General features: G+C 72.6%; 21 protein-coding genes. 15 read left to right on the top strand and 6 right to left on the bottom strand.

The genetic code is table 11. The features are described 5' to 3' along the window. The first annotated feature begins 39 nt into the window (after window positions 1–39). Genes ACIRB7_RS02970 through ACIRB7_RS02960 form a run of 3 tightly spaced genes read left to right on the top strand, consistent with a single transcriptional unit; the run spans window position 40 to window position 5455 of the window. Complete coding sequence (locus ACIRB7_RS02970; RefSeq protein ID WP_403591394.1) at window positions 40–906, top strand: hypothetical protein; 867 nt, start codon at window positions 40–42, stop codon at window positions 904–906. Further along, on the top strand, window positions 903–3230 hold the full coding sequence (locus tag ACIRB7_RS02965) for a bifunctional serine/threonine-protein kinase/ABC transporter substrate-binding protein (RefSeq protein ID WP_403591391.1): 2328 nt from the start codon (window positions 903–905) through the stop codon (window positions 3228–3230). The genes ACIRB7_RS02970 and ACIRB7_RS02965 overlap by 4 nt, the downstream gene beginning before the upstream one ends. Window positions 3231–3232: 2 nt before the next feature. Next, on the top strand, window positions 3233–5455 hold the full coding sequence (locus ACIRB7_RS02960; protein ID WP_403591389.1) for a bifunctional serine/threonine-protein kinase/ABC transporter substrate-binding protein: 2223 nt from the start codon (window positions 3233–3235) through the stop codon (window positions 5453–5455). A 50-nt stretch (window positions 5456–5505) separates the two neighbouring features. Here ACIRB7_RS02960 and ACIRB7_RS02955 read toward each other — a convergent pair whose 3' ends face one another. From ACIRB7_RS02955 to ACIRB7_RS02935, 5 genes are all read right to left on the bottom strand, one after another. Then, window positions 5506–6567 (bottom strand): 2-oxoacid:ferredoxin oxidoreductase subunit beta, encoded by a 1062-nt coding sequence (locus tag ACIRB7_RS02955; protein WP_403591386.1) that lies wholly within the window; start codon window positions 6565–6567, stop codon window positions 5506–5508. Beyond that, on the bottom strand, window positions 6560–8497 hold the full coding sequence (locus tag ACIRB7_RS02950; protein WP_403591383.1) for a 2-oxoacid:acceptor oxidoreductase subunit alpha: 1938 nt from the start codon (window positions 8495–8497) through the stop codon (window positions 6560–6562). Before ACIRB7_RS02950 ends, ACIRB7_RS02955 begins: the two co-directional genes overlap by 8 nt. Before the next feature lie 308 nt (window positions 8498–8805). Next, a complete protein-coding gene (locus ACIRB7_RS02945) occupies window positions 8806–9465 on the bottom strand; it encodes a LuxR C-terminal-related transcriptional regulator (RefSeq protein WP_403592462.1) in 660 nt (219 codons plus the stop codon). Window positions 9466–9562: 97 nt separating this feature from the next. Continuing rightward, window positions 9563–10849, bottom strand: a complete 1287-nt coding sequence (locus ACIRB7_RS02940; RefSeq protein ID WP_403591380.1) for a sensor histidine kinase — start codon at window positions 10847–10849, stop codon at window positions 9563–9565. Between the two features lie 242 nt (window positions 10850–11091). Then, a complete protein-coding gene (locus ACIRB7_RS02935) occupies window positions 11092–12285 on the bottom strand; it encodes a sensor histidine kinase (protein WP_403591377.1) in 1194 nt (397 codons plus the stop codon). Between the two features lie 217 nt (window positions 12286–12502). Here ACIRB7_RS02935 and ACIRB7_RS02930 point away from each other — a divergent pair, with 217 nt between their 5' ends. From ACIRB7_RS02930 to ACIRB7_RS02875, 12 genes are all read left to right on the top strand, one after another. Further along, window positions 12503–12904 (top strand): NADH-quinone oxidoreductase subunit A, encoded by a 402-nt coding sequence (locus ACIRB7_RS02930; protein ID WP_351213280.1) that lies wholly within the window; start codon window positions 12503–12505, stop codon window positions 12902–12904. After that, a complete protein-coding gene (locus tag ACIRB7_RS02925) occupies window positions 12895–13461 on the top strand; it encodes an NADH-quinone oxidoreductase subunit B (protein WP_403591374.1) in 567 nt (188 codons plus the stop codon). Before ACIRB7_RS02930 ends, ACIRB7_RS02925 begins: the two co-directional genes overlap by 10 nt. Next, window positions 13458–14552, top strand: coding sequence for an NADH-quinone oxidoreductase subunit C (locus tag ACIRB7_RS02920; protein ID WP_403591371.1), 1095 nt, complete (start codon window positions 13458–13460; stop codon window positions 14550–14552). Before ACIRB7_RS02925 ends, ACIRB7_RS02920 begins: the two co-directional genes overlap by 4 nt. Then, window positions 14549–15517, top strand: coding sequence for a complex I subunit 1 family protein (locus ACIRB7_RS02915; protein ID WP_365784084.1), 969 nt, complete (start codon window positions 14549–14551; stop codon window positions 15515–15517). Before ACIRB7_RS02920 ends, ACIRB7_RS02915 begins: the two co-directional genes overlap by 4 nt. Further along, a complete protein-coding gene (locus ACIRB7_RS02910; RefSeq protein WP_403591369.1) occupies window positions 15517–16095 on the top strand; it encodes a NuoI/complex I 23 kDa subunit family protein in 579 nt (192 codons plus the stop codon). Before ACIRB7_RS02915 ends, ACIRB7_RS02910 begins: the two co-directional genes overlap by 1 nt. 2 nt (window positions 16096–16097) lie before the next feature. Beyond that, a complete protein-coding gene (locus ACIRB7_RS02905) occupies window positions 16098–16685 on the top strand; it encodes an NADH-quinone oxidoreductase subunit J (protein WP_403592459.1) in 588 nt (195 codons plus the stop codon). After that, window positions 16685–17107, top strand: coding sequence for an NADH-quinone oxidoreductase subunit NuoK (gene nuoK / locus ACIRB7_RS02900; RefSeq protein WP_403591366.1), 423 nt, complete (start codon window positions 16685–16687; stop codon window positions 17105–17107). The genes ACIRB7_RS02905 and nuoK overlap by 1 nt, the downstream gene beginning before the upstream one ends. Next, window positions 17104–19089 (top strand): NADH-quinone oxidoreductase subunit L, encoded by a 1986-nt coding sequence (locus ACIRB7_RS02895; protein ID WP_403591364.1) that lies wholly within the window; start codon window positions 17104–17106, stop codon window positions 19087–19089. Before nuoK ends, ACIRB7_RS02895 begins: the two co-directional genes overlap by 4 nt. A 27-nt stretch (window positions 19090–19116) precedes the next feature. After that, window positions 19117–20670: a NuoM family protein gene (locus ACIRB7_RS02890; protein WP_403592456.1), complete on the top strand. Its 1554-nt coding sequence runs from the start codon at window positions 19117–19119 to the stop codon at window positions 20668–20670. Continuing rightward, window positions 20667–22214, top strand: a complete 1548-nt coding sequence (locus ACIRB7_RS02885; RefSeq protein ID WP_403591361.1) for an NADH-quinone oxidoreductase subunit N — start codon at window positions 20667–20669, stop codon at window positions 22212–22214. The genes ACIRB7_RS02890 and ACIRB7_RS02885 overlap by 4 nt, the downstream gene beginning before the upstream one ends. 165 nt (window positions 22215–22379) lie before the next feature. After that, complete coding sequence (gene htpX, locus ACIRB7_RS02880) at window positions 22380–23243, top strand: zinc metalloprotease HtpX (RefSeq protein ID WP_403591358.1); 864 nt, start codon at window positions 22380–22382, stop codon at window positions 23241–23243. Beyond that, a complete protein-coding gene (locus ACIRB7_RS02875; RefSeq protein WP_403591355.1) occupies window positions 23240–23617 on the top strand; it encodes a YccF domain-containing protein in 378 nt (125 codons plus the stop codon). Before htpX ends, ACIRB7_RS02875 begins: the two co-directional genes overlap by 4 nt. Before the next feature lie 2 nt (window positions 23618–23619). Here the strand turns inward: ACIRB7_RS02875 and ACIRB7_RS02870 are convergent, their stop codons facing one another. Further along, on the bottom strand, window positions 23620–24858 hold the full coding sequence (locus tag ACIRB7_RS02870) for an APC family permease (protein ID WP_403591353.1): 1239 nt from the start codon (window positions 24856–24858) through the stop codon (window positions 23620–23622). Window positions 24859–24876 lie beyond the last annotated feature (18 nt).

Raw genomic sequence — 24876 nt, 5'->3', positions numbered from 1 at the left:
CACCGTTCGGGGGAAACCGTGAGGGACCGTGGGGGAACTGTGGCGTACGGGGACCGAAGACTGCTGCGCGCCTGCTGCGCCGTACTGGTGGGCGGGCTGATCACGACCGGATGCGCCGGCGGCGACGAAGGGAAGAGACCCGACGGCAAGAACGGCGAGGGGAGTACGAGCGCGTCGGCCGCGCCGACCACGACCGCGTCGCCGACCACCGCCGGGCCGACCCCGACCGCCCCGCGGACCGCTCTCGACTTCGACCCCGACCCGAAGCGCGCGCCGAAGAACGAGGCGGACGCCAAGAGGATCGCGCTCGCCGTCGTCGCGGGGCCCGACGCCTGGGGCCCGGAGTACGTCAAGCGCACCCCGCACCTCAGCGACCCCGCCTACTGGCCCGTCCTCGGCGCCAACTGCTCCTGGGGGACGGGCACCCGGCCCTCCACCGTCCTCTACAGCGTCACCGCCTACAGCGAGATCCCCGCCGACGGCGCCCTCGGGAACCTCAGGGTCGCCGCCACCGTCACCGTGCACCGCACCGAGGCCGACGCGGACTGGGAGATGGCCGGGACCCTGGAGGAGGCGCTCCGCTGCCCCGACCAGAGGCTCCGCGACGGCGAACGCATCACCGGCCTCATCTCCCTCGGCAACCCCTTCGGTGTCGGCGGCAACTACACCGCCACGGACTCCCTCGGAGAGCGCGGGGTCTACCACAACGACGCCATGAAGGGGGAGCAGATCTACGGCTGGTACCAGTCCCGGATCGGCCAGATCACCGTCGCCACCGTCGTCAAGGGAGCACCCGGCTACAGCGAGGATCAGACCGGCACCACGGTCGGCACCGTCCCCGGCCAGGTGCAGGCCCTCGTCACGATGATCGAACGCGCGACGGACCAGCTGGAGGCCCAGTCATGACCGAGCCGACCCCACCCCGCCCGGACCACGAGCCCGGCTCCCAGCCGGAGCCCGCGCCCGAGCCCGCCTCCCAGCCGCAGCCCCAGCAGGCCCCGGGCCCCCAGCAGATCCCCCGCCCCCAGCCCGGTGACCTCCACCTCCTCCTGTCCTCCGATCCGTCCTCCCTCGCCGGCTACCGGCTTCTCGGGCGGCTCGGGGCCGGCGGTATGGGGGTCGTGTATCTGGGCCGTACGGAGAACGGCGAGCTCGCCGCCGTCAAGGTCACCCACGCCGACCAGGCCGACCAGCCCGACTTCCGGGCCCGGTTCCGCCGCGAGGTCGAGGCCGCCCGGCGGGTGTCCAGCCCCTGGGCCGTCCCCGTCATCGGCGCCGACCCGGACGCCCCCGAACCGTGGATGGCCACCGCCTTCGTCCCCGGCCCCTCCCTCGGCGAGGCCGTCACCGCCCACGGCCCGCTGCCCGAGCGGAGCGTCCGCCTCATCGGCTGGGCCGTCGCCCGCGCCCTCGCCGCCGTCCACACGGCCGGGCTCGTGCACCGGGACGTCAAGCCCGGCAACGTCCTCCTCGCCGTCGACGGACCCCGCCTCATCGACTTCGGCATCGCCCGCGCCACCGGCGAGACCGCCCTCACCGCCACCGACATGGTCGTCGGCACCCCCGGCTTCCTCGCGCCCGAGCAGGCCGAGGCCCGCGCCGACGCCATCGGCCCGCCCGCCGACGTCTTCTCGCTCGGCTGCCTCCTCGCGTACGCGGCGACCGGCCGCCCGCCCTTCGGCACCGGCGCCGTGGACGCCCTCATGTACCGGACCGTCCACGACGCCCCCGACCTCGCGGGCGTACCGGCGGGGCTCGTCGAGCTCGTCGGCGCCTGCCTCGCCAAGGACCCGGCCGCCCGGCCCACCGCCGCCGAGATCGGCGTCCGGCTGACCGAGGACGCCCCGGCGACCGGCGCCGACTGGCTGCCCGACCCCGTCGTCCGTACCATCGCCGAACGCTCCGCCCGGATGCTCGCACTCCCCGAGATCGACGCCACCCACACGGGCCCGGCGCCGGACGGTCCGCCGCGCCGCAGCCGACGCGGCTTCCTGCTGCTCGCCTCCGGCGCCGCCGTCCTGGCCGTGGGCGGCGGATCCGTCGCGGCCTGGTCGGCCCTGAAGGACGACGGCGACACCGACGGCAGGGGGAACGACGGGAAGCCCGCCCCGCCCCGCACCACCTGGAAGATCGGCGTCCTCGCCGACCTCTCTGGACCCGACAAGGAGATCGGCCTCGCCCAGGAGCGCGGCGCGCGCCTCGCCGTCGAGCGGTTCAACGCCCGCAAGGACAAGCCGTACACGCTCGAACTCAAGGTCTCCGACGACCGCGGCGACCGCGCCGGCGCCCTCGCCTCGGCCCGCAGGCTCACGACCGACCCGGGCGTCCTCGCCGTCCTCGGCCCCACCTCCGACGGTGTCGGACAGGCCGTCCTCCCCGCCTTCGAGGAATCCGGCCTCCCGCTGATCACGGTCTCCGCCGGGTTCAACCTCCTCACCGCCCAGGACACGGACAGCGCACCGAACACGACCGTGCTGCGGGCGATCCCGCACCACCCGTACGCCGGGATGCACCTCGCCTACGCCGTCACGCTCCTCAAGGAGATCCGCAGACCCGGAGTCCTCCAGGACCGCACCGACGACCAGTACGGCTGGCAGATCGTCCGGGGCGCCCAGTTCGCCTTCGGACAGGCCGGCCTCACGCCCCACTTCCGGGTGGTCCCGGCCGCCGCACGGAACTACCGGGCGGTCCTCGGCGAGATGATCGACGCCGGCATGGACGCCTACGTCCACTGCGGTGTGCGCGAGACCGCCGTGCTCGCCGCCCGCGCCCTCAACGAACTCGGCTTCACCGGGCCCCGGTTCGCCGGCCAGCACGCCTTCGGGCCGGCGTTCCTGAAGGAGGCGGGCGCCGACGCGGAGGGCTGGTTCTTCGGCGCCCCCGTCCTCGACGCCGTCACCCGCAAGGAGGCCGCCGGCTTCGTCGCCGCGTACCGCAAGCGGTTCGGCGCGGCCCCCGCGTACTACACGGGGGAGTCGTACGACGTCGTCACCATGGCCCTCGAACAGCTCGCCCGGAACGCGAAGGCGGGCCGCGCCCCCGCCCGCAAGGGCCTCTGGGCGGAGCTGCGGAAGCAGAAGTACACCGGCGTCATGGGCGGTTACACCTTCGACGAGAGCGGCGACCTCACCAACGGCGGCACCTTCGTGCACGCGGTGCAGAACGGCGCCTTCAAGCTGATCGGCCCCGCGCCCGTCATGCCCGCGAACCAGGCGAAGCCGAAGGCCTGACCGTGCAGCCACTGCGCAGGGGCGACCCCTCCTCGATCGCGGGCTACCGGCTCATCGGCCGTCTCGGCGCCGGAGGCATGGGCGTGGTGTACCTCGCCCGCTCCGGCGGCGGGGCCCTCGTCGCGCTCAAACTCATCCGCGCCGAGCACGCGGCCGACCCCGGGTTCCGGGAGCGGTTCCGCCGTGAGGCGCGGGCCGCCGAGCGGATCACCGGGCGCTGGGTCGTCCGTGTCCTCGGCGCCGACCCGGAGGCCAGGGAGCCGTGGCTGGCGACCGAGTACGTGCCGGGGCCGTCCCTCGCCGAGGCCGTCGCCCTGCACGGCGCCCTGCCCGAGCCGACCGTACGGGCCCTCGGCGCCCGGCTCGCGTCCGCGCTCGACGGCATGCACGCGGCAGGGCTCGTGCACCGGGACGTCAAGCCCGGCAACGTCCTCCTCGCCCTCGACGGGCCCCGGCTCATCGACTTCGGCATCGCCCGCTCCGCCGGGGCGACCGCGCTCACCGCGACCGACGCGATGATCGGCACCCCCGGCTTCCTCGCGCCCGAGCAGGCCAGGGCGGCGGGGGCGGGCGAGGTCGGCCCGGCCAGTGACGTCTTCTCCCTCGGCTGCGTCCTCGCGTACGCGCTGACCGGTGAACGCCCCTTCGGTACGGGCGGGGTGGCGGCCGTCGTCTACCGCACCGTCCACGAGGAGCCCGACCTCACCGACGTACCGGACACGATCCTGCCCCTGGTCAGGGCCTGTCTGGCGAAGGATCCGGCGGCCCGGCCCACGGCGGCGGAGGTGCGGGCCGCGCTCGGGGAGGCCGACGTCCCGGCGGGCGACTGGCTGCCGTCGGGGCTGCCCGCGCTCATCGCCCAGCGCTCCTCACGGGTCCTGGACCTGCCCGTCCCGGAGCCGACGATGCTCGTGCACCCCGAGCCGCCGAAGGGCCTCTCGCGGCGCGGGCTCCTGATGGGCGGCTCGGCGGCGGCCCTCGCGGGCGCGGGCGGCCTGACGGCCTGGCTCCTGAGCCGTACACCGGAGAGCACCGGAGTGGGCACCCTCGGCGGCACGGGAGTGGGCACGCTCGGGGGGAAGGGCGGCGGCACCGGCGCCCCGCTCGCCGCGTACACGCTCGGCCTGCTCACCGACCTCAGCGGCCCCCTGAAGGTGTACGGCCGGGCCCAGGAGCGCGGGGCCAGGGTGGCCGTGGAGGCCCACAACGCCCGCCGGGACCGCCTCTTCGACCTGGTCCTTCGTGTCATGGACGACGGCGGGGACGCGGCGCGCGCCACGGCGGCCACCCGCACCCTGCTCAAGGACGAGAAACTGGTCGGTGTGGTCGGCCCGGCCACGGCGGAGAGCGTCGTCGCGGCGGTGGCCGAACTCGTGGACCGTACCGTCCCGCTGGTGAGCGTCGTCGCCGCGGTGCCGACCGGCACCACGGTGCCGGGGCAGACCATGAGGCGCACCTACTTCGAGCCGCGCTCCGCCGCCGACACCCTGATCGTGCCCTACATCCGCTATCTCTCCGAGCACAAGGCCGTGCGGACCGCGCTGGTGGAGGACCGGGCCGGCGGCCGGGACACCTGGTTCGCGGTCAAGAGCATCAAGACCACCCCGCCCGCGCAGAACCTCGGCGGGGCGGTCACCACCCACCCCGTCGAGGAGGACAGCGAGGACTTCGGCCCCGCCGTACGGGCCGCGCTCGCCACCGACCCGCTGGGCGTGATGTACGTGGGGACCTCACCGCGCCGGGCCGCGCTCTGCGCCAGGGCGCTGCGCGAACAGGGGTACGAGGGGCCGTGCGGCGGTGTCGAGGCCGCGCTCCACCCGGAGTTCCTCAGGCTGGCGGGTCCGGCGGCCGAGGGCTGGTACTTCGGCACGGCCTTCGCCGACCCCGACGGCATCCCGGCGGCGAAGGACTTCACCGCCGCGTACCGCAAGCGCTGGGGCGTCCCTCCTGCCGTCCCGGTCGAGCCGTACGCCACGGAGGCGTTCGACGCGGTCAACTGGGAGATCCAGGCGCTCGGCACGGCGGTCGCGAACCACGCGGAGTCGGAGGCCGCCGGGGTGGCGAACAGCCTGCGGCAGAACGCGTACCAGGGGGTCGTCAGACAGTACTCGTCGGGCAGGGACACGAGCGCCGCGGCGCTCGTCGGGCTCTTCCTCTGGCAGGTGAAGGGCGGGGTGCCCCGCTTCCTGGGGAAGTTCGACGAGGCGGCGGCCGCGGGGACATGACGAGGGCCCGGTCCGTACGGGTGTACGGACCGGGCCCCTGCGTCGGGCTGTCAGCCGACGACCGTCCAGGTGTCGTTCCCGGCGAGGAGCTGACCGAGGTCACCCTTGCCGTACTGCTCCACCGCCGTCTCCAGCTGGTCCGCCATCAGCGTGTCGTACACCGGCCGGTCCACCGACCGGAACACCCCGATGGGGGTCTGGTGGAGGGTGTCCGGGTCCGCGAGCCGGGAGAGCGCGAAGGCGGTGGTGGGGGTGGCCGCGTGGGCGTCGTGCACGAGGATCCGCGACTCGTTCTCGGGGGTCACGGTGACGACCTGGAGGTCCCCGGTCGCGGGGTCGCGGACGACGCCCTTCTCGTCCTCGGCGCCGAAGCGGATCGGCTGCCCGTGCGTGAGGCGGATGACCGCCTCCTTCGCCTGGTCGTTGTCCTTGAGGACCTCGAAGGCGCCGTCGTTGAAGATGTTGCAGTTCTGGTAGATCTCGACGAGCGCCGTGCCGTTGTGGTCGGCGGCCTGGCGCAGCACCTCGGTGAGGTGCTTGCGGTCGGAGTCGACCGTACGGGCCACGAAGGAGGCCTCCGCGCCGAGCGCGAGCGACACCGGGTTGAAGGGGGCGTCGAGCGAGCCCATCGGCGTCGACTTGGTGATCTTGCCGACCTCGGAGGTGGGCGAGTACTGGCCCTTGGTCAGGCCGTAGATCCGGTTGTTGAAGAGCAGGATCTTGAGGTTGACGTTGCGGCGCAGGGCGTGGATGAGGTGGTTGCCGCCGATGGAGAGCGCGTCGCCGTCGCCCGTGACGACCCAGACGGACAGGTCGCGGCGGGAGGTGGCGAGGCCGGTGGCGATGGCCGGGGCGCGGCCGTGGATGGAGTGCATCCCGTAGGTGTTCATGTAGTACGGGAAGCGGGAGGAGCAGCCGATGCCGGAGACGAAGACGATGTTCTCCTTCGCCAGACCGAGCTCGGGCATGAAGCCCTGCACGGCGGCGAGGACCGCGTAGTCACCGCAGCCCGGGCACCAGCGGACCTCCTGGTCGGACTTGAAGTCCTTCATGGACTGCCGGCCCTCGGCCTTGGGCACCAGGCTCAGCAGCGTCTCCGTGGGCTCAGGCATCGATGGCCTCCTTGAGGACGGCCGCGAGCTGCTCGGCCTTGAACGGCATGCCGTTGACCTGGGTGTGGCTGCGGGCGTCGACGAGGTACTTCGCCCGGACGAGGAGGGCGAGCTGCCCGAGGTTCATCTCGGGGACGACGACCTTCTCGTACCTCTTGAGGACCTCGCCGAGGTTCTTCGGGAAGGGGTTGAGGTGCCGCAGATGGGCCTGGGCGATGTGCCCGCCGGCTCTGCGGATGCGGCGGACGGCCGCCGTGATCGGCCCGTAGGTGGAGCCCCAGCCGAGGACCAGGGTGCTCGCGCCGTCCGGGTCGTCGACCTCGATGTCCGGGACGTCGATGCCGTCGATCTTGGCCTGCCGGGTGCGGACCATGAACTCGTGGTTGGCGGGGTCGTACGAGATGTTGCCGGTGCCGTCCTGCTTCTCGATGCCGCCGATGCGGTGCTCGAGACCGGGGGTGCCGGGCACGGCCCACGGGCGGGCGAGGGTCTCCGGGTCGCGCTTGTACGGCCAGAAGACGTCGGTGCCGTCGTCGAGGGTGTGGTTCGGGCCGGTGGCGAACAGTGTCCGCAGGTCGGGGAGCTCCTCGACGTCCGGGATGCGCCAGGGCTCGGAGCCGTTGGCGAGGTATCCGTCGGAGAGCAGGAAGACCGGCGTGCGGTACGTGAGGGCGATCCGGGCCGCCTCGATCGCCGCGTCGAAACAGTCCGCCGGCGTCTTCGGGGCGACGATCGGGACCGGGGCCTCGCCGTTGCGGCCGAACATGGCCTGGAGGAGGTCGGCCTGCTCGGTCTTGGTGGGCAGACCGGTCGACGGGCCGCCGCGCTGGATGTCGACGACGAGCAGCGGCAGCTCCAGGGAGACCGCGAGACCGATCGTCTCGGACTTGAGCGCCACACCGGGGCCACTGGTGGTGGTCACGGCGAGCGAGCCGCCGAAGGCCGCGCCGAGCGCGGCGCCGATGCCGGCGATCTCGTCCTCGGCCTGGAAGGTGCGGACACCGAAGTTCTTGTGCCGGCTGAGCTCGTGCAGGATGTCCGAGGCCGGGGTGATGGGGTACGAGCCCAGGTAGAGCGGCAGGTCGGCCTGGCGGCCGGCGGCGATCAGCCCGTAGGAGAGGGCCAGGTTCCCGGAGATGTTGCGGTAGGTGCCGGTGGGGAAGGCCGTGGTCGCCGGGGCGATCTCGTAGGAGACGGCGAAGTCCTCGGTGGTCTCGCCGAAGTTCCAGCCGGCCCGGAAGGCGACGATGTTCGCCTCGGCGATCTGCGGCTTCTTCGCGAACTTGCTCCGCAGGAAGGCCTCGGTGCCCTCGGTCGGCCGGTGGTACATCCAGGACAGCAGCCCGAGCGCGAACATGTTCTTGGAGCGCTCGGCCTCCTTCCGGGAGAGACCGAAGTCCTTGAGGGCCTCCACGGTCAGCGTGGTCAGCGGCACCGGGTGGACCCGGTAGCCGTCGAGGGAGCCGTCCTCCAGGGGCGAGACGTCCCAGCCGATCTTCTTCATGGCGCGGGGCGCGAACTCGTCGGTGTTGACGATGATCTCGCCACCGCGCGGCACGTCCCCGAGGTTGGCCTTGAGGGCGGCCGGGTTCATCGCGACCAGCACGTTCGGGGCGTCGCCCGGGGTCAGGATGTCGTGGTCGGCGAAGTGGAGCTGGAAGGACGAGACGCCCGGCAGGGTGCCGGCGGGTGCGCGGATCTCGGCCGGGAAGTTCGGCAGCGTGGAGAGGTCGTTCCCGAAGGACGCCGTCTCCGAGGTGAAGCGGTCACCCGTCAGCTGCATACCGTCACCGGAGTCACCCGCGAAGCGGATGATCACGCGGTCGAGACGGCGCACTTCCTTCTCGGCGCCGTGGTGCGACTTCGCCGGGGCGGTGCGCTGCTCCCCGAGCAGGGCCTCACCGGCCTCGCTACTGACCTGACTGGTCACTGAACTGGACCTCCCTCGCGGCAAGGGGACTCTCCGCCGGAGGCGGGAGAAGGCTCGGGACGCGGCCGGCCGATCACCGTCCGTCCCCGAGGCCCACCCTACGACGGTAGGGCGGGCCCTCCCGGGACTTCTCGCATCATGGACCTCTTTTTGAGATGCCCTCTTGCCCTGAATCGTCACGTTCTGTCGCCATGCGATCATTCCGGAATGTCGGATTCCGCCTCATCCTTTGGACCTAGGGCCCTCGGGGGTGCGGCGGACGGTCTCCGGCCTCCGGTCTCGCTGTCAACTGACAGAGTGTCAGATTCTCAGGATCTCAGATACGTCAACACTGCGAGTACCCGTCGGTGATCGCCGTCACTCGGCGACAGGCCCAGCTTCAGGAAGATGTTGCTGATGTGCTTCTCCACCGCGCCGTCGCTCACCACCAGCGCCTTCGCGATCGCCGAGTTCGTCCGGCCCTCCGCCATCAGACCGAGGACCTCACGCTCGCGCGGCGTCAGGTTCGCCAGCACGTCCTGCTGACGGCTCCGGCCGAGCAGCTGCTGCACGACCTCGGGGTCGAGCGCCGTACCGCCCCCGGCCACCCGGACCACGGCGTCCACGAACTCACGGACCTCCGCGACCCGGTCCTTCAGCAGGTACCCCACGCCCCGGCTCGAACCGGCCAGGAGTTCGGTGGCGTACTGCTCCTCCACGTACTGCGAGAGGACCAGGACGCCGAGCCCCGGATACTCCTTGCGCAGCCGCACCGCCGCCCGCACGCCCTCGTCCGTGTGCGTCGGCGGCATCCGTACGTCCGCGACGACGACGTCCGGCAACGCGTCCTGAGCCGCCAGCTTGGCGACGGTCTCGACGAGCGCCTCCCCGTCCCCGACACCGGCGACGACCTCGTGCCCCAGATCGGTCAGGAGCCGCGTCAGCCCCTCCCGCAACAACACCGAATCCTCAGCGATGACCACCCGCACCGCCCCGTCTTGCCCACCCACGCCGTACAGCCCCCATGTTGTCGTGTCGCCGAATGCGACCCCCAGCATGGCACTGCCCGCCCGTCGTGGGCATGCGTTACGAGCGCCAGGGCAGTTCCGCCGTCACCGTCGTCGGGCCGCCCGACGGCGAGTCCACCGCGAGCACCCCGTCCACCGCCCCCACCCGCTCCGCGAGTCCCGCGAGACTCCGCCCCGGCACCGTCTCCGCCCCGCCCACGCCGTCGTCCCGTACCTGGAGCATCAGCCGGTCGCCCGACCGCCACACGTCCACCCACGCCCGCCGCGCCCGCGCGTGCGCCGTGACGTTCCGCAGCAGCTCCGAGACCGTGAAGTACGCGATCCCCTCGATCGCGGGCACCGGCCGGGCCGGCAGGTCCACGTCCACCGACACCGGCACCGCGCACCGGGAGGCGACCGCCGAGAGCGCCGCGTCGAGCCCGCGGTCGGTGAGGACCGCCGGGTGGATGCCCCGGGCCAGGTCCCGCAGCTCCTGGAGCGCGAGCTTCACCTCGCCGTGCGCCTCCCCGACGAGCACCGCCGCCGCCTGCGGGTCCTCCGCGAGCTTCTCCTTCGCGAGACCCAGGTCCATGGCGAGCGCGGCGAGCCGCGCCTGCGCCCCGTCGTGCAGGTCCCGCTCGATGCGCCGCAGGTCGGCCGCGGCGGTGTCGACGACCACGCCCCGGTCCGACTCCAGCTCCGTCACACGGGAGGCGAGCCGCGAGGGGCCGAGGAGCCCGGAGACCAGGAGCCGGTCGACGGCGACGAACCCGCGCAGCAGCCACGGCCCCACCATCACGAACAGCAGCCCGATCAGGCTGGTCATCGCCACCTCGAAGGCGGAGTCCAGATACAGGTCGTGGGTCCCGTCCCCGTACAGCTGGATCCCGTCCTGCCCCACGTACGCCGGGAAGGTCCACTGCCACAGCGGATACGTGAACAGGCTCCAGCCCCAGGACCAGAACGCCACCGTCACCGAGAACGAGACCACCGCCCACGGCATGTGCACCACCGCGTACAGCAGGTGCCGCCACGACGCCCCGCTCTTCAACATGGCCCCCATCCACGAGAACGCCCCGCCGGTCTTCCCCCGCACCGGCTCGGGCGCCCGTACGTCGAGCCCGAGCAGCCCGCGCGCCCTGGCCCGCTCCACCGCGCCGAAGCCCCGGCACATCGCGAGGGCCCCGGCCAGGATCGGCACACCGAGGAACGTGATGAGCAGCCCGGCACCGGCCGAGACGAAGGCGACGGAGAGCGCGAACCAGCAGACGCTCAGAGGCAGCCCGATCAGCACGTAGAGCAGGGCGCGCCAGGTGCGGGCCTCGAACGGCGCGCGGATCGCGGCGGGAAGTCGGTGGGAGGCCATCGCGGGGGTCCTTCTCTGGGTGAGGTGGGTACGTCTTCCAGGGTTCCGTCCCGGGCCCGTCCGGACCATGAGGCGGGTGGGCGTCTGGGGGCGGGGGTTTTCCCTACCTGCGGCTGAGGGGGGCCTGCGGCTGAGCGAGCGGGGCCTGACGCTTCAGCGGGGCCCACGCCTCAGCGGGGCCCACGCCTCAGCGGGGCCCACGCCTCAGCGGGCCCTCCGCCCTACGGGGACGCCCTCGCCCCTCACTGCCCCGTCCGCGAGCGCCACGGCAGCTCCGCCGTGACCGTCGTGGGGCCGCCCTCCGGCGAGTCCAGGACGAGCAGCCCGTCCACCGAGCCGAGCCGCTCCGCGAGCCCCGCGAGCCCCGTGCCGCCGTCGAAGCGCGCCCCGCCCGCCCCGTCGTCCCGTACCTGGAGCAGCAGCCGGTCCTTGGCCCGCCACACCTCCACGGACGCGGACCGGGCACGCGCGTGCTTGGAGACGTTCTGGAGCAGCTCCGAGACCGTGAAGTACGCGATGCCCTCGATCGCCTCCGCCGGCCGCTCCGTCAGGTCCACGTTCACCTTCACCGGCACCGTGCAGCGCGCCGAGACGGAGGAGAGCGCGGCGCTCAGCCCCCGGTCGGTGAGGACCGCCGGGTGGATGCCACGGGCGAGGTCCCGCAGCTCCTGGAGGGCGAGCTTCACCTCCCCGTGCGCCTCGTCGACCATGGCCGCGGCCGTCTCCGGGTCGTCGAGGAGCTTCTCCTTCGCCAGGCCGAGCCCCATCGCCAGGGCGACGAGCCGGGCCTGCGCGCCGTCGTGCAGGTCCCGCTCGATCCGCCGCAGGTCGGCCGCCGCGGTGTCGACGACCACGCCCCGGTCCGACTCCAGCTCGGCGATCCGCCGCTCCAGCTCGTCGGAGGGCGAGAGAAGGCCCCGGACCATGCCCCGGTCGGCGTTGGCCAGGCCCCGGGACAGGAAGGGGAGTACGGGCCACAGGACGAGGAGCGAGACCAGGGCGACCGTGAAGGTCACGATCCCCCACGGCAGCCGGATCAGCCCGTACAGCTGAGTCCGCCACGCCACCGGGTCCTTCAGCCTGCTCCACAGCCAGCCGAAGAAGCCGCCGCGCGAGGGCAGCGGGGACGGCTCGGCGACCTGGACCCCGAGCAGCCCGCGCGCCCGCGCCCGCTCCGACCGGCCGATCAGCCGGGCGCCGCCGAGCCCGAGGGCGAGCAGCGGCAGCCCGATGACGGTGACCGAGAGGCCGACGCCGAGGAGCACGCTGACGACCGCGTAGACGAAACCGGCCAGGGCCGTGAAGAGGTTGGAGAGGAGGAAGGCGATCTCCTTCCAGGTCTCCTTGCCGTAGGCGGTACGCCGGGGCGGACGGGGGGCGGCGGCGGAGGAGCCGGAGGCCCCGGAGGCCCCGGCGGAGTCAAGATCAGCGGTCATGCTCCCCAGACTGCCGGTCGGGGTCCGCGCGACGCCATGGGGGAGGTGGGTGAGCGGCACGGGGGATATCCCCACCGGCACCACGCACCCGACCGCGTGGACGACCACGTACGCGACCACCTACTGACTGCTTACGGTCCCTTTAGCAGGGCCTAGACTCGCGTCCGACAGAAGTGACTCCTGAGACTGAGACAACGAGACCGAGGGGTGGACGGCCGTGCGGGAACCGACCGTCGTCGCGGCCGACGCGGCGGACTACTTCCAGACGTACTCCGTCGTCGGCCTGCTCGCCGTCGTCGGCGTGCTCTTCGTCGCCGTGGCGTTCGGCGCGGGCCGGCTGCTGCGGCCCGTCGTGCCGACGCCCGAGAAACTCCTCACGTACGAGTGCGGTGTCGACCCCGTGGGGGAGGGCTGGGCGCACACCCAGGTCCGCTACTACGTGTACGCCTTCCTCTACGTGATCTTCGCCGTCGACTCGATCTTCCTCTTCCCCTGGGCGACGGTCTTCGCGGCGCCCGGCTACGGCGCCACGACCCTGGTCGAGATGTTCGTCTTCCTCGGCTTCCTCGCCGTGGGGCTGCTCTACGCGTACAAGAAGGGCGTCCTGTCATGGACGTAACACCCCTGCCCGCTCCGAAGCTGGGACCGCTCGCCCGCCTGGCCCCCGAGCCGATGAAGGTGGTCCTGAACTGGGGCCGCCGCTACAGCCTGTGGGTCTTCAACTTCGGGCTCGCCTGCTGCGCGATCGAGTTCATCGCCGCGTCGATGGCCCGGCACGACTTCATCCGCCTCGGCGTGATTCCGTTCGCGCCGGGCCCGCGCCAGGCGGACCTGATGATCGTCTCGGGCACGGTGACGGACAAGATGGCGCCGGCGGTGAAGCGCCTGTACGAGCAGATGCCGGAGCCGAAGTACGTCATCTCCTTCGGCGCCTGCTCGAACTGCGGCGGCCCGTACTGGGACTCGTACTCGGTGACCAAGGGCGTGGACCAGATCATCCCGGTCGACGTGTACGTGCCGGGCTGCCCGCCCCGCCCCGAGGCGCTGCTCCAGGGCATCCTCAAGCTCCAGGAGAAGATCGCGCGGGAGAACCTGGCGGAGCGGTACGCGACGGCCGCCTCGGTCTCCCAGCTGACCAGCCCCCTGGTTCCGCAGCCGGAGGGCGGCACGACATGACGGTCTACGACACTCTTCCCGACTCCGTCACGGAGATCTTCGGCGAGGAGGCGACGGCGGAGCAGGCGTACGACCTGCTGACGGTCGACGTCCCGCCGACGGCCTGGATCCAGGCCGTCACCACGGCCCGTGACACCCTCGGCTGCACGTACTTCGACTGGCTGAGCGCGGTGGACGAACCGGGCACGGGCTTCCGGGTCTGCGCACACGTGGTGTCGCTCGCGGAGGGCCGCCCGCGCCGCCTCCTCGTCCGTACGACGGTCCCGCACGCCGCGCCCGTCCTCCCGACGGCGATCGGCGTGTACGCGGGCGCCGGCTGGCACGAGCGCGAGACCCACGAGATGTTCGGCGTGGACTTCACCGGCCACCCGCACCTCGTGCCGCTCCTCCTCCCGGAGAACTTCGAGGGGCACCCGCTGCGCAAGGACTTCGTCCTGGCGGCCCGGGTCGCCAAGGCGTGGCCGGGCGCGAAGGAACCGGGCGAGTCCCACGAGGGCGGCCCGAAGCGCCGCCAGATGCTCCCCCCGGGCGTCCCGGACCCCAACGAATGGGGCCCCCTGAAGGGCCAGCTCCCCCCGGCCCCGACCCGCCCGGCCCGAGCGGCGGCAGGCGACCGCCCGCCCCGCCGAGCCCGTTCGGTGGGAGAGGGCTCGACGAGCCAGACACCGGCGGAGCCGGGTACGACACCCGACACCCCGGCGTCCCCGCCCCGCCGCGCGCGCTCGGTGTCGCAGGGCTCGGCGAGCCAGACGCCCGCTGCGGCTCCGGCGCCCGAGCCGGACGCGACGGCTCCGGCCCCCGAGCCGCCGGCCGGCCCGGCCGCTCCGCGTACCCGCAGCGCGGACGCCCCCTGGCACCACGCCCGCCCGGCCTTCGAAAAGGAACCGGCCCCCGAGCCCGGGCCGCAGGCCCAGGACCAGGCACAGGCTCAGGACCAAGCCCAGGACCAAGCCCAAGCCCAGGACCAAGCCCAAGCCCAAGACCAAGCCCAAGCCCAGGACCAGGCTCAGGACCAGGAACCCGCAACCGACCCCGCCCCGCGCGGCGACGGCGCCGACCCCACCACCCCCGCCGGAGGCGATCCCGCGTGAACGACGTACTCGACGTCGCCCTCCGGCTGCTCGTCGTCTTCGCCGTCTTCCTCGTGCTGCCCCTCGTCGTCGGGCAGACCGAGCACAAGGTCATGGCCCATATGCAGGGCCGCCTCGGCCCCATGTACGCCGGTGGTTTCCACGGCTGGGCCCAGCTCGTCGCCGACGGCGTGAAGTTCGCGCAGAAGGAGGACGTGGTCCCCAAGGACGCAGACCGGCGGGTCTTCCAGCTCGCTCCGGCCGTCGCCCTCCTCCCGTACCTCCTCGTCCTCGTCGCGATCCCGATCGGGCCGAGCGAGGGAGCCGTCGGCCAGGTCGTCGACGCCGGCATCTTCTTCGTCCTCGCCGTGATGGGCGTCGGCGTCCTCGGCAGCCTGATGGCCGGCTGGGCGTCCGCGAACAAGTTCTCGCTGCTCGGCGGCCTCCGTACCGCCGCCCAGCTCCTCGCGTACGAACTCCCGATGCTGCTCGCCGCCGCCTCCGTCGCGATGGCCGCCGGCACCGTCTCCCTCCCCGGCATCCTGAACGCCTTCGAGTGGTGGTGGCTGCCCTGGCAGATCGTCGGCGCCCTCGTCTTCTTCGTGGCGGGCCTCGCGGAACTCCAGCGGCCCCCGTTCGACATGCCGGTCGCCGACTCGGAGATCATCTTCGGCGCGTACACCGAGTACACCGGCCTCCGGTTCGCCCTGTTCCTGCTCGCCGAGTACGCCGGCATCGTCGTCCTGTGCGGCCTCACCACCGTCCTGTTCCTCGGCGGTTGGCACGGCCCCTTCGGCGCGGACGGTCTCGGCTGGGTCTGGACCCTGCTCAAGACCGCCGTCCTCGCGTTCGTCGTGATCTGGCTGCGGGTGAGCTACCCGCGCCTGCGTGAGGACCAGCTCCAGAAGCTGGCCTGGACGACGCTCGTCCCGCTCGCCCTCGCGCAGATCGCGCTCACCGGCATCGTGAAGGTGGCGATCCAGTAATGCCCATCCCCGGTTCCGGCCTCGCCAAGGGCCTCGCCGTCACCCTCCGCACGATGACGAGGAAGACCGTCACCGCGCAGTACCCGGACGTCCAGCCCGAGCTGCCGCCCCGCACCCGCGGGGTCATCGGGCTGTTCGAGGAGAACTGCACGGTCTGCATGCTCTGTGCCCGCGAGTGCCCCGACTGGTGCATCTACATCGACTCCCACAAGGAGACGGTGCCGGCGGCCGTCCCCGGCGGCCGCGAGCGCAGCCGGAACGTCCTCGACCGGTTCGCCATCGACTTCTCGCTCTGCATGTACTGCGGTATCTGCATCGAGGTGTGCCCGTTCGACGCGCTGTTCTGGTCGCCCGAGTTCGAGTACGCGGAGACCGACATCCACGAACTCACCCACGAGCGCGACAAGCTCCGCGAGTGGATGTGGACGGTCCCGGAACCGCCCGCGCTCGACCCGGCCGCGGAGGAACCGAAGGAGATCGCGGCGGCCCGCAAGGCCGCGGAGAAGGCCGCCGCGGCGGCAGCGGCAGCCGAGGCCCAGGCCGCCGAAGCCCAGGCCGCCGAGGGGGAGCAGCAGTGATCCTGGCAGCACACACCACGCAAGCGGTGGCGCAGGCAGCACAGACCGCACAGCAGACGACCCACGGCTTCCTCTCGCCGACCGGCGTCGAGGTCGCCTTCCTCCTCGTCGGTCTCGTCACCCTCGGCGCCGCCCTCGTCACGGTCACCACCCGCCAGCTCGTGCACGCCGCGCTCTGGCTGGTCGTGACGCTCGGCGGCCTCGCCGTGGAGTACCTGCTCCTCACCGCCGAGTTCATCGCCTGGGTCCAGGTCCTGATCTACGTGGGCTCCGTCGTCGTCCTCCTCCTCTTCGGCCTCATGCTCACCAAGGCCCCCATCGGCCGCTCCCCGGACGCCGACTCCCGCAACCGGCCGGTCGCGATCGCGGTCGCCCTGGCCGCCGCGGCCGCGCTCGTCTGGGTCGTCGTCGACGCGTTCCGTACGACCTGGATCGACCTGGACGGAGCCGTTCAGGGCTCCACGAAGGTGTCCGGCGAGATCCTCTTCCGGCACTGGGTGCTGCCCTTCGAGGCGCTGTCGGTCCTCCTCCTGGCCGCCCTGGTCGGCGCCATCGTGCTGTCCCGGAAGAAGAAGGAGGGGGAGCGCTGATGCATCTCGTCTACCCGGCCGTCCTCGCCGCCCTCCTCTTCGCCATCGGCGTGTACGGCGTCCTCGCCCGCCGCAACGCGATCCTGGTCCTGATGTCCGTCGAGCTGATGCTCAACGCCGTCAACCTCAACCTGGTCGCCTTCGACGTCTGGCTCCGCGACACCCTCCACGCCGGCCAGGCCCTCACCCTCTTCACCATCGCCATCGCGGCAGCGGAGATCGGCATCGGTCTCGCGATCGTCCTGATGGTCCACCGCAACAAGGGCACCTCGGACGTCGACCGCCTCCGCGACACGGCGGAGCCCCCGGACGGCCGGCCCGACGCCGAGCTGCCCGACGACGCGCCCGACGACGAGCCCGACGAGCCCGACGGGCCCGCACCCGAGACGCCCACCGGCGAGAAGGCCGAGGCCACCGCGTGACCACCACGACCCTCGCCGTCCTCGTCCCCCTCCTGCCCTTCCTCGGTTCCGTCGCCGGTCTCCTGCTCGGCCGCACCGTGCCCGGCCTCGTCCGCCCGCTCGCCGTGCTGCCGACGCTCGCCGCCGCCGTCCTGGCCGTCCTCGTCGCCGCCCGACAGGGCGGCGGGAAGGCGATCGACGCCGCCACCCAGCTGACCCCCACCGGCTCGGTCCCCATCGACCTGGCCCTGCACATCGACGGCTTCGCCGCCCTCGTCGCCGTCCTCGTCGGCGTCGTCGCGACCTGTGTGCAGATCTACTCGACCGGCTACCTCCGTCAGGACCCGCGCTACCCCTCGTACGCCGCGCTCGTCTCCCTCTTCACCTCCGCGATGCTGCTCGTCGTCTACTCCGGCGACCTGATGGTGCTCCTGGTCGGCTGGGAGATCATGGGCATCTGCTCGTACTTCCTCGTCGGCCACTACTGGGAGACCCCCGAGGCGCGCGCCGCCTCCCTGAAGGCCTTCCTCGTCACCAAGCTCGGTGACGTCCCCTTCCTCATCGGTCTCTTCGCGCTCGCCGCCGACGCGGGCACCTTCCGGATCACGGGCGTCCTCGGCGCCGTCGCGAGCGGCGGCCTCGACCACCCCACCCTGATCGCGCTGCTGCTGCTCGCCGGTGTGGCGGGCAAGTCGGCGCAGTTCCCGCTGCACACCTGGCTCCCGGACGCCATGGCCGGCCCCACCCCCGTCTCCGCGCTCATCCACGCGGCGACGATGGTCGCCGCCGGTATCTACTTCACGGCCCGGCTGCTGCCCGTCTTCGCCGCCTCCGCCGCCGCGATGACCGTCCTCGCCGTGATGGCCGCGGTGACGATGGTCGGCTCGGCGCTCGCCGCGCTCGCCCAGGACGACATCAAGCGGGTCCTCGCCTACTCGACGATCGGCCAGCTCGGCTACATGGCCGGTGCCCTCGCCGTCGGCGACCGGGGCGCCGCCGTTTTCCACCTCCTCTCGCACGCCGCGTTCAAGGCGCTGCTCTTCCTGGCCGCCGGCGTCGTCATCCACGCCGCCGGCACGAACTCGCTGACCGCCATGTCCCGCATGAGCGGCCTCGCGAAGCGCATCCCCGACGCGTACTGGACGATGACCGTCGCCCTCCTCGCGCTCGCCGCGATCCCGCCCTTCGCCGGCTTCTTCTCCAAGGAAGCCGTCCTGGTGGCCGCCGAGCACACCGCGCTGGGGGACCGGGCCGTCCAGACAGCCCCCGCCGGGGCCGGCTGGACCGTCCTCGTCGCGGGCCTGCTCACCGCCCTCCTCACGGCCGCGTACGCGCTCCGCCTCTGGCTGCGGACCTTCCGCGGCCGCGGCGCGGAGGCTCCGGATCACGGCCGTCAGCCGCTCGCCATGACCACCGTCCTGTGGGTCCTCGCGATCCCCTCCCTCGGCTTCGGTCTGACCGTCACGTACCTCGACGACTGGTTCGACGGGAACGCCCTCACCCCGACCGTCGTCACGGCCGTCCTGGGCACGGGCCTCGCCGCCGCGGGAGCCGCCGTCACCTACGCCGTCTGGCGCACCCTCGCCGCCAGGACCCCGGCCGTCGCCCCCGCGCCCCGCGTCGCCCACCCCGAGGCCGAAGCGGGTCTCGTCGAGGCGGAGGCGCTGCACCTGCCGCACCCCGCGAAGGACCCGGCCGACCCCGGCCGCGTACTCCTCGGGCCGCTGCACGGCCCCGCCGCCGACGGCTTCCACCTGGACGCCGTCTACCGGACGGCGTTCGTCCGGCCCGTCCTCGCCGCCGCCTCCCTGGTCCGCTTCCTGGACCGCGAGGTCGTCGACACCTACGTCAGCGGCGCGGGCAGCGCCACCAAGGGGCTCGGGTGGCTCGTCCGCCGTGCCCAGACCGGCAACGTGCAGACCTACCTCAGCGCCCTGCTCGCCGGCTCCGTCGTCCTGGCGATCGTCGCCGTCGCCCTCGCCAACGCCGTCGCCGGAGCGTGAGCCGTGATCGATATCAGCGAATCCGTGATGCAGTTCCTTCTGGCGTTGATCGTCGCCGGACCGCTCCTCGGCGCGGCCGCCGCTCTCCTCCCGGCCCCGCCCGGACTGAAGGGGAAGTCCCCGGACCAGGCGGTGCTGCGCCACGGCGTCGTCGTCACCGGCGTGATCCTCCTCGCCGCGATCGTCCTCGTCCTCGGCTTCGACCACGACCAGCCGTCGAGGATGCAGGCCACGACGGACATCAGCTGGATCAGGGCACTCGACGTGCGCATCCACCTCGGTGTCGACGGCATTTCCCTCCCCCTCCTGGTCCTCACCGCGCTCCTGAGCTTCCTCTGCGCGCTGTACAGCTACTACAAGATGCCGAGCGGGCCCTCCCCCAAGGGCTTCGTCGCGCTCCTCCTCGTCCTGGAGTCCGGCACCCTCGCCACCTTCGCCGTCCTCGACCTGATCCTGTTCTTCCTGGCCTTCGAGATGGTCCTCATCCCGATGTACTTCCTCATCGCCCGCTGGGGCGGCGAGGGCAAGCAGGCCGCGGCCTGGAAGTTCATCCTCTACACGCTGCTCGGCTCCGTCGTCATGCTGCTCGGCCTGCTCCTCATCGGTGTGAAGTCGGGCACATTCGACATGGTGGCACTCGCCACTGACAACGGCCGTGGACTGACCGCATCCGTGCAGGTCATCGCCGTTCTCGCGATCGCCGCCGGGCTCGCCGTGAAGACCCCGATGTGGCCGCTGCACAGCTGGCTCCCGGACGCCCACACCGCCGCCCCGACGGTCGGCTCGGTCCTCCTCGCCGGCGTCCTGCTCAAGATGGGCACGTACGGGTTCGTCCGGATCGTCCTGCCGATCGCCCCCGACGGCATGCGGACCTTCGCCCCCTACCTCGCGGCCTTCGCCGTCGCCGGGATCATCTACGGATCGCTCGCCTGCCTGGCCCTCGCCAGGCCCGGCAACAAGGGCGACCTCAAGCGCCTCATCGCGTACTCCTCCGTCGGCCACATGGGCTTCGTCCTCCTCGGCATCGCCACCATGACCCCCACCGGAGTCAACGGCGCCCTCTTCGCCAACGTCGCCCACGGCCTCGTCACCGGCCTGCTCTTCTTCCTGGTCGGCGCGGTCAAGGACCGGTTCGGCACCGCCGACCTCGACACCCTCGCGGGCGCCACGGGTGCCGCCCTCTACGGCCGCGCCCCGCGCCTCGGCGCCCTCCTCGCCTTCGCCGCCGTCGCCTCCCTCGGGCTGCCGGGCCTGGCCGGCTTCTGGGGCGAGATGCTGGCCCTCTTCGGCGCCTTCGAGCCGGCCGAGGGCCTCAGCCGCCCCGCCTTCCTCACCTTCACGGCCATCGGCGCGTTCGGCACGCTCCTCACCGCCGCGTACCTCCTGCTCGTCGTCCGCCGCGTCTGCATGGGCGGCCCCCGGCCCGCCGGGGAGACGCCGATCGACGACGTCCAGGGGTACGAGCTCGCCGCCTGGACCCCGCTCGTCGCCCTCACCGTCCTCGCCGGACTCTGGCCCGCCGTCCTCCTCGGCCTCACCGACCCGGCCGTCCAGAAGCTCCTCGCCGGAGGCACCCAGTGACGTCGTCGCTCGTCCAGTCCGTCGACTGGCTCACCATCGCGTCCCCCACCCTGACGGCCGTGGTCGCCCTCGCCGTGCTCGTCGCCGACCTCTTCGTCCCCGAGGAGCGCAAGCGGCTCCTCGGCTGGACCGCGATCGGCGGTCTCGTCGCCGCCCTCGCCCTGCTCCTGCCGCTGCGGGCCGGCGACCGCTCCACCTTCTGCCTCACCGCGGACACCCAGGTCAAGGCCTGCAGCTACACCGCCGACCACTTCACCCTCGTCATCCAGCTGCTCGTCCTCGGCGGCGCGCTCCTGACGGCGCTGCTCTCGCTCACGGAGACGAGCGGCCCCCTCGGCTCCCGCAAGCCCACCGGGTCCCGCGAGAAGCTCCCGGCCGGCGAGTTCTGGTTCCTGCTGCTCTCCTCGGCCGCGGGGGCCGCCCTGCTGCCCGCCTCCCGTGACCTCGCGACCCTCGTCGTCGCCCTGGAGGTGGCCTCGCTGCCCGCCTTCGCACTCGTCGGCCTCAAGCGCGGCGACCGCAGGTCCGGCGAGGCGGCGCTCAAGTTCTTCCTGTCCTCCGTGACCGCGACCGCCGTCACCCTCCTCGGGGTCAGCTTCGTGTACGCGGCGACCGGCACCCTCCACCTCACGGAGCTCGCCCAGCGCCTCGACGGCGTGCCCGGCCAGCTCCAGACCCTCGCCGAGGCGGGCGTGGCCCTCACCCTCGTCGGCTTCGCCTTCAAGACCGCCGCCGTCCCCTTCCACTTCTGGGTGCCCGACACGTACGTCGGCGCCCCGCTGCCCGTCGCCGCCTACCTCTCGGTGGTCGGCAAGGCCGTCGGCTTCACCGGGCTCATCCTGGTGACGGTCGTCGCGTTCCCCTCGTACGCCGACGTGTGGGGCCCGGCGCTCGCCGTCCTCGCCGCGCTCACCATGACCGCGGGCAACGTCGCCGCCCTGCGCCAGCGCTCCACGCGCGCGTGGAGCGCGGTCCGGCTGCTCGCCTGGTCCTCCGTCGCCCAGGCGGGCTACCTCCTGGTGCCGATCGCCGCCGCCGCGTACTCCAGCGACGACCAGATCGGCGCCACCGTCGCGTACGCCCTGATGTACGCCGTCGTGAACCTCGGCGCGTTCGCGGTCGTCGCGCTCGTCGCCCGCCTGCACCCCCGGAACCGGATCGCGGACTACCGCGGCCTGTACGCGGCGAGCCCCGTCGCCGCCCTCGCGCTCGCGTTCTTCCTGCTGAACCTGGCCGGCCTGCCCCCGGGCATCATCGGCCTCTTCGCGAAGGTGACCGTCTTCTCGGCGGCCGTCGACGCGGGCCTCGGCTGGCTGGCCGTGATCATGGGCATCAACGTCGTGATCGCCCTGTACTACTACCTCCGCTGGACGGCCCTGCTCTTCCGTACGCCGGAGGAAGCCGCGGAGAAGCCGTCGGCGGGGGCCGCCCACAGGACGCCCGTGTCGATCACCCTGGCGATCGCGCTGACCGCCGCAGCGGGAGTCGTACTGTCGGGTTACCCGCAGTTCGCCCTCCGTTTCGCCGCGAACAGCCTCTTCTGACAGCCCTCAGGCAGCCCCGCGACCCGAACGGCCCACAGCGCCCCCGGTACGGCCGGGGGAACCCGAACCTCCCGCCTGGCGTTGACCAGTACGGAAGGGTCCACTGAATGCGTGGACGACCACGAAGCAATGGGTTCCCCTGCCGCACCACTTGGAGGGCGTACCGTGCACCGCCGGCACAACGGGCTGAGGACCGCCGTACTCCTCGGAGGGCTCTCGGCCCTCATCATCGTCATCGGCAGCTTCTTCGGACGTACGGGGCTGATCGTCGCGCTCCTCGTGGCGCTCGGCACCAACGCGTACGCGTACTGGAACAGCGACAAGCTGGCGCTGCGGGCCATGCGTGCGCGCCCGGTGAGCGAGTTCGAGGCGCCCGCGCTCTACCGGATGGTGCGGGAGCTCTCCACGCAGGCGCGTCAGCCGATGCCGCGGCTCTACATCTCGCCCACCCAGGCGCCGAACGCCTTCGCGACCGGCCGCAACCCGCGCAACGCCGCCGTCTGCTGCACCGAGGGCATCCTCGCGCTCCTCGACGAGCGCGAGCTGCGCGGGGTCATCGGCCACGAGCTGAGCCATGTCTACAACCGGGACATCCTCATCTCCTCGGTCGCCGGAGCGCTCGCCTCCGTGATCCTGTTCCTGGTCAACTTCGCCTGGCTGATCCCCGTCGGCCGCTCCAACGACGACGACGGCCCCGGCCTGCTCGGCATGCTCCTGATCATGATCCTGGGCCCGGTCGCCGCCTCCGTCATCCAGCTCGCCATCTCCCGCTCCCGCGAGTACGAGGCCGACGCCTCCGGAGCCCAGCTCACCGGCGACCCGCTCGCCCTGGCCAGCGCCCTGCGGAAACTTGACGCCGGCACCAAGCAGCTGCCGCTGCCCGCGGAGCCCCGGATCGAGACCGCGAGCCACATGATGATCGCGAACCCCTTCCGTCCCGGCCAGGGCATGTCCAAGATGTTCTCCACCCATCCGCCGATGGCCGAGCGAATCGCCCGGCTCGAACAGATGGCAGGTCACCGCCCGTGAAGACGATCCTCAACGTCATTTGGCTGATCCTGTGCGGATTCTGGATGTTCCTGGGCTACATGCTCGCGGGCGTCCTGCTCTGCATCACGATCATCGGCATCCCCTTCGGGCTCGCCGCCTTCCGCATCGGCGTCTACGCGCTCTGGCCCTTCGGTCACACGGTCGTCGACCGCCGCGACGCGGGCGCGCCCTCCGTCGTGGGCAACATCCTGTGGCTGATCCTCGCGGGCTGGTGGCTCGCCCTCGGCCACATCACCACCGGCATCGCGCTCTGCATCACGATCATCGGCATCCCCCTGGGCATCGCGAACTTCAAACTGATCCCGGTGTCCCTGCTCCCCCTGGGCAAGGACATCGTCCCGACGAACCGGTAGCCCTAACCCCGACCCGGCGTCGGCCGCCCCCGGCCGACCGCCCACGCCACCACCCCCGCCGCCACGACCCCCGCCCCCGCCAGCACCGCCCCGAGCGGCAGCGCGAACGCGAGCGCCCCGCAGCCGGCGAGACCGAGCGCGGCGAGCGGCCGGCCGCGTCCGCCCAGGGTCCAGGCGGAGGCGTTCGCGATCCCGTAGTAGACGAGCACGCCGAACGACGAGAAGCCGATCGCGCCCCGCACGTCCGCCGTCGCCGCCACCACGGCCACCACCGCACCCACCGCCAGCTCCGCCCGGTGCGGCACCTGGAAGCGGGGATGCACGGCGGCGAGCGCGGTCGGCAGGTACGCGTCCCGCGCCATCGCCAGGGTCGTACGGGACACCCCGAGGATCAGCGACAGCAGCGAGCCGACCGCCGCGACCGCCGCGCCCACGGTCACCACCGGCACGAGCCAGCCGGCGCCCGCCGCGCGGGCCGCGTCGGTGAGCGGGGTGGCCGAGTCGGCGAGGGCCGCGGGGCCGAGGACGGTGAGCACGCTCACCGCGACGAGGACGTACACGGCGAGGGCGATCCCGAGGGCCACCGGCACCGCCCGGGGGATCGTCCGGGCCGGGTCGCGGACCTCCTCGCCGAGCGTCGCGATCCGCGCGTACCCCGCGAATGCGAAGAAGAGCAAACCCGCGGCCTGGAGCACCCCACCCGCCGTGAACTCCTCGCCGGCCGCGAGCGGCGCCGCCCCGCCGGCCCCGAGGGACACCACGGAGACGGCGGCGAGGACGGCGAGGACCACGGCCACGATCACCCGTGTGAGCAGCGCCGACTTCTGAACTCCGCCGTAGTTGACGGCGGTCAGGGCCACCACGGCGGCCACCGCCACCGCGTGCGCGTGCCCCGGCCAGACATACGCCCCGACCGTCAGGGCCATCGCCGCGCACGAGGCCGTCTTGCCCACCACGAAGGCCCAGCCGGCCAGATAGCCCCAGAAGGATCCGAGGCATTCGCGACCGTACACATAGGTGCCGCCCGAGCTGGGGTAGCGGGCCGCGAGCCGGGCCGAGGCCATGGCGTTGCAGTACGCGACGACGGCGGCGACCCCGAGCGCCACGAGCAGCCCGCCCCCCGAACCGGCCGCCCCGGCGGCGGGCCCGAGGGCGACGAAGATCCCGGCTCCGACCATGGCGCCGAGCCCGATCACGACCGCGTCGAAGACGCCGAGGGACCGGCGCAACTCTGGACTCATGCGCGGCAGCCTAGGGCT

It is taken from the genome of Streptomyces sp. NPDC093795 (assembly GCF_044764665.1).
In the GTDB taxonomy this organism is placed as follows: domain Bacteria; phylum Actinomycetota; class Actinomycetes; order Streptomycetales; family Streptomycetaceae; genus Streptomyces.
This window is presented reverse-complemented; position numbering and strand designations above follow the sequence as displayed.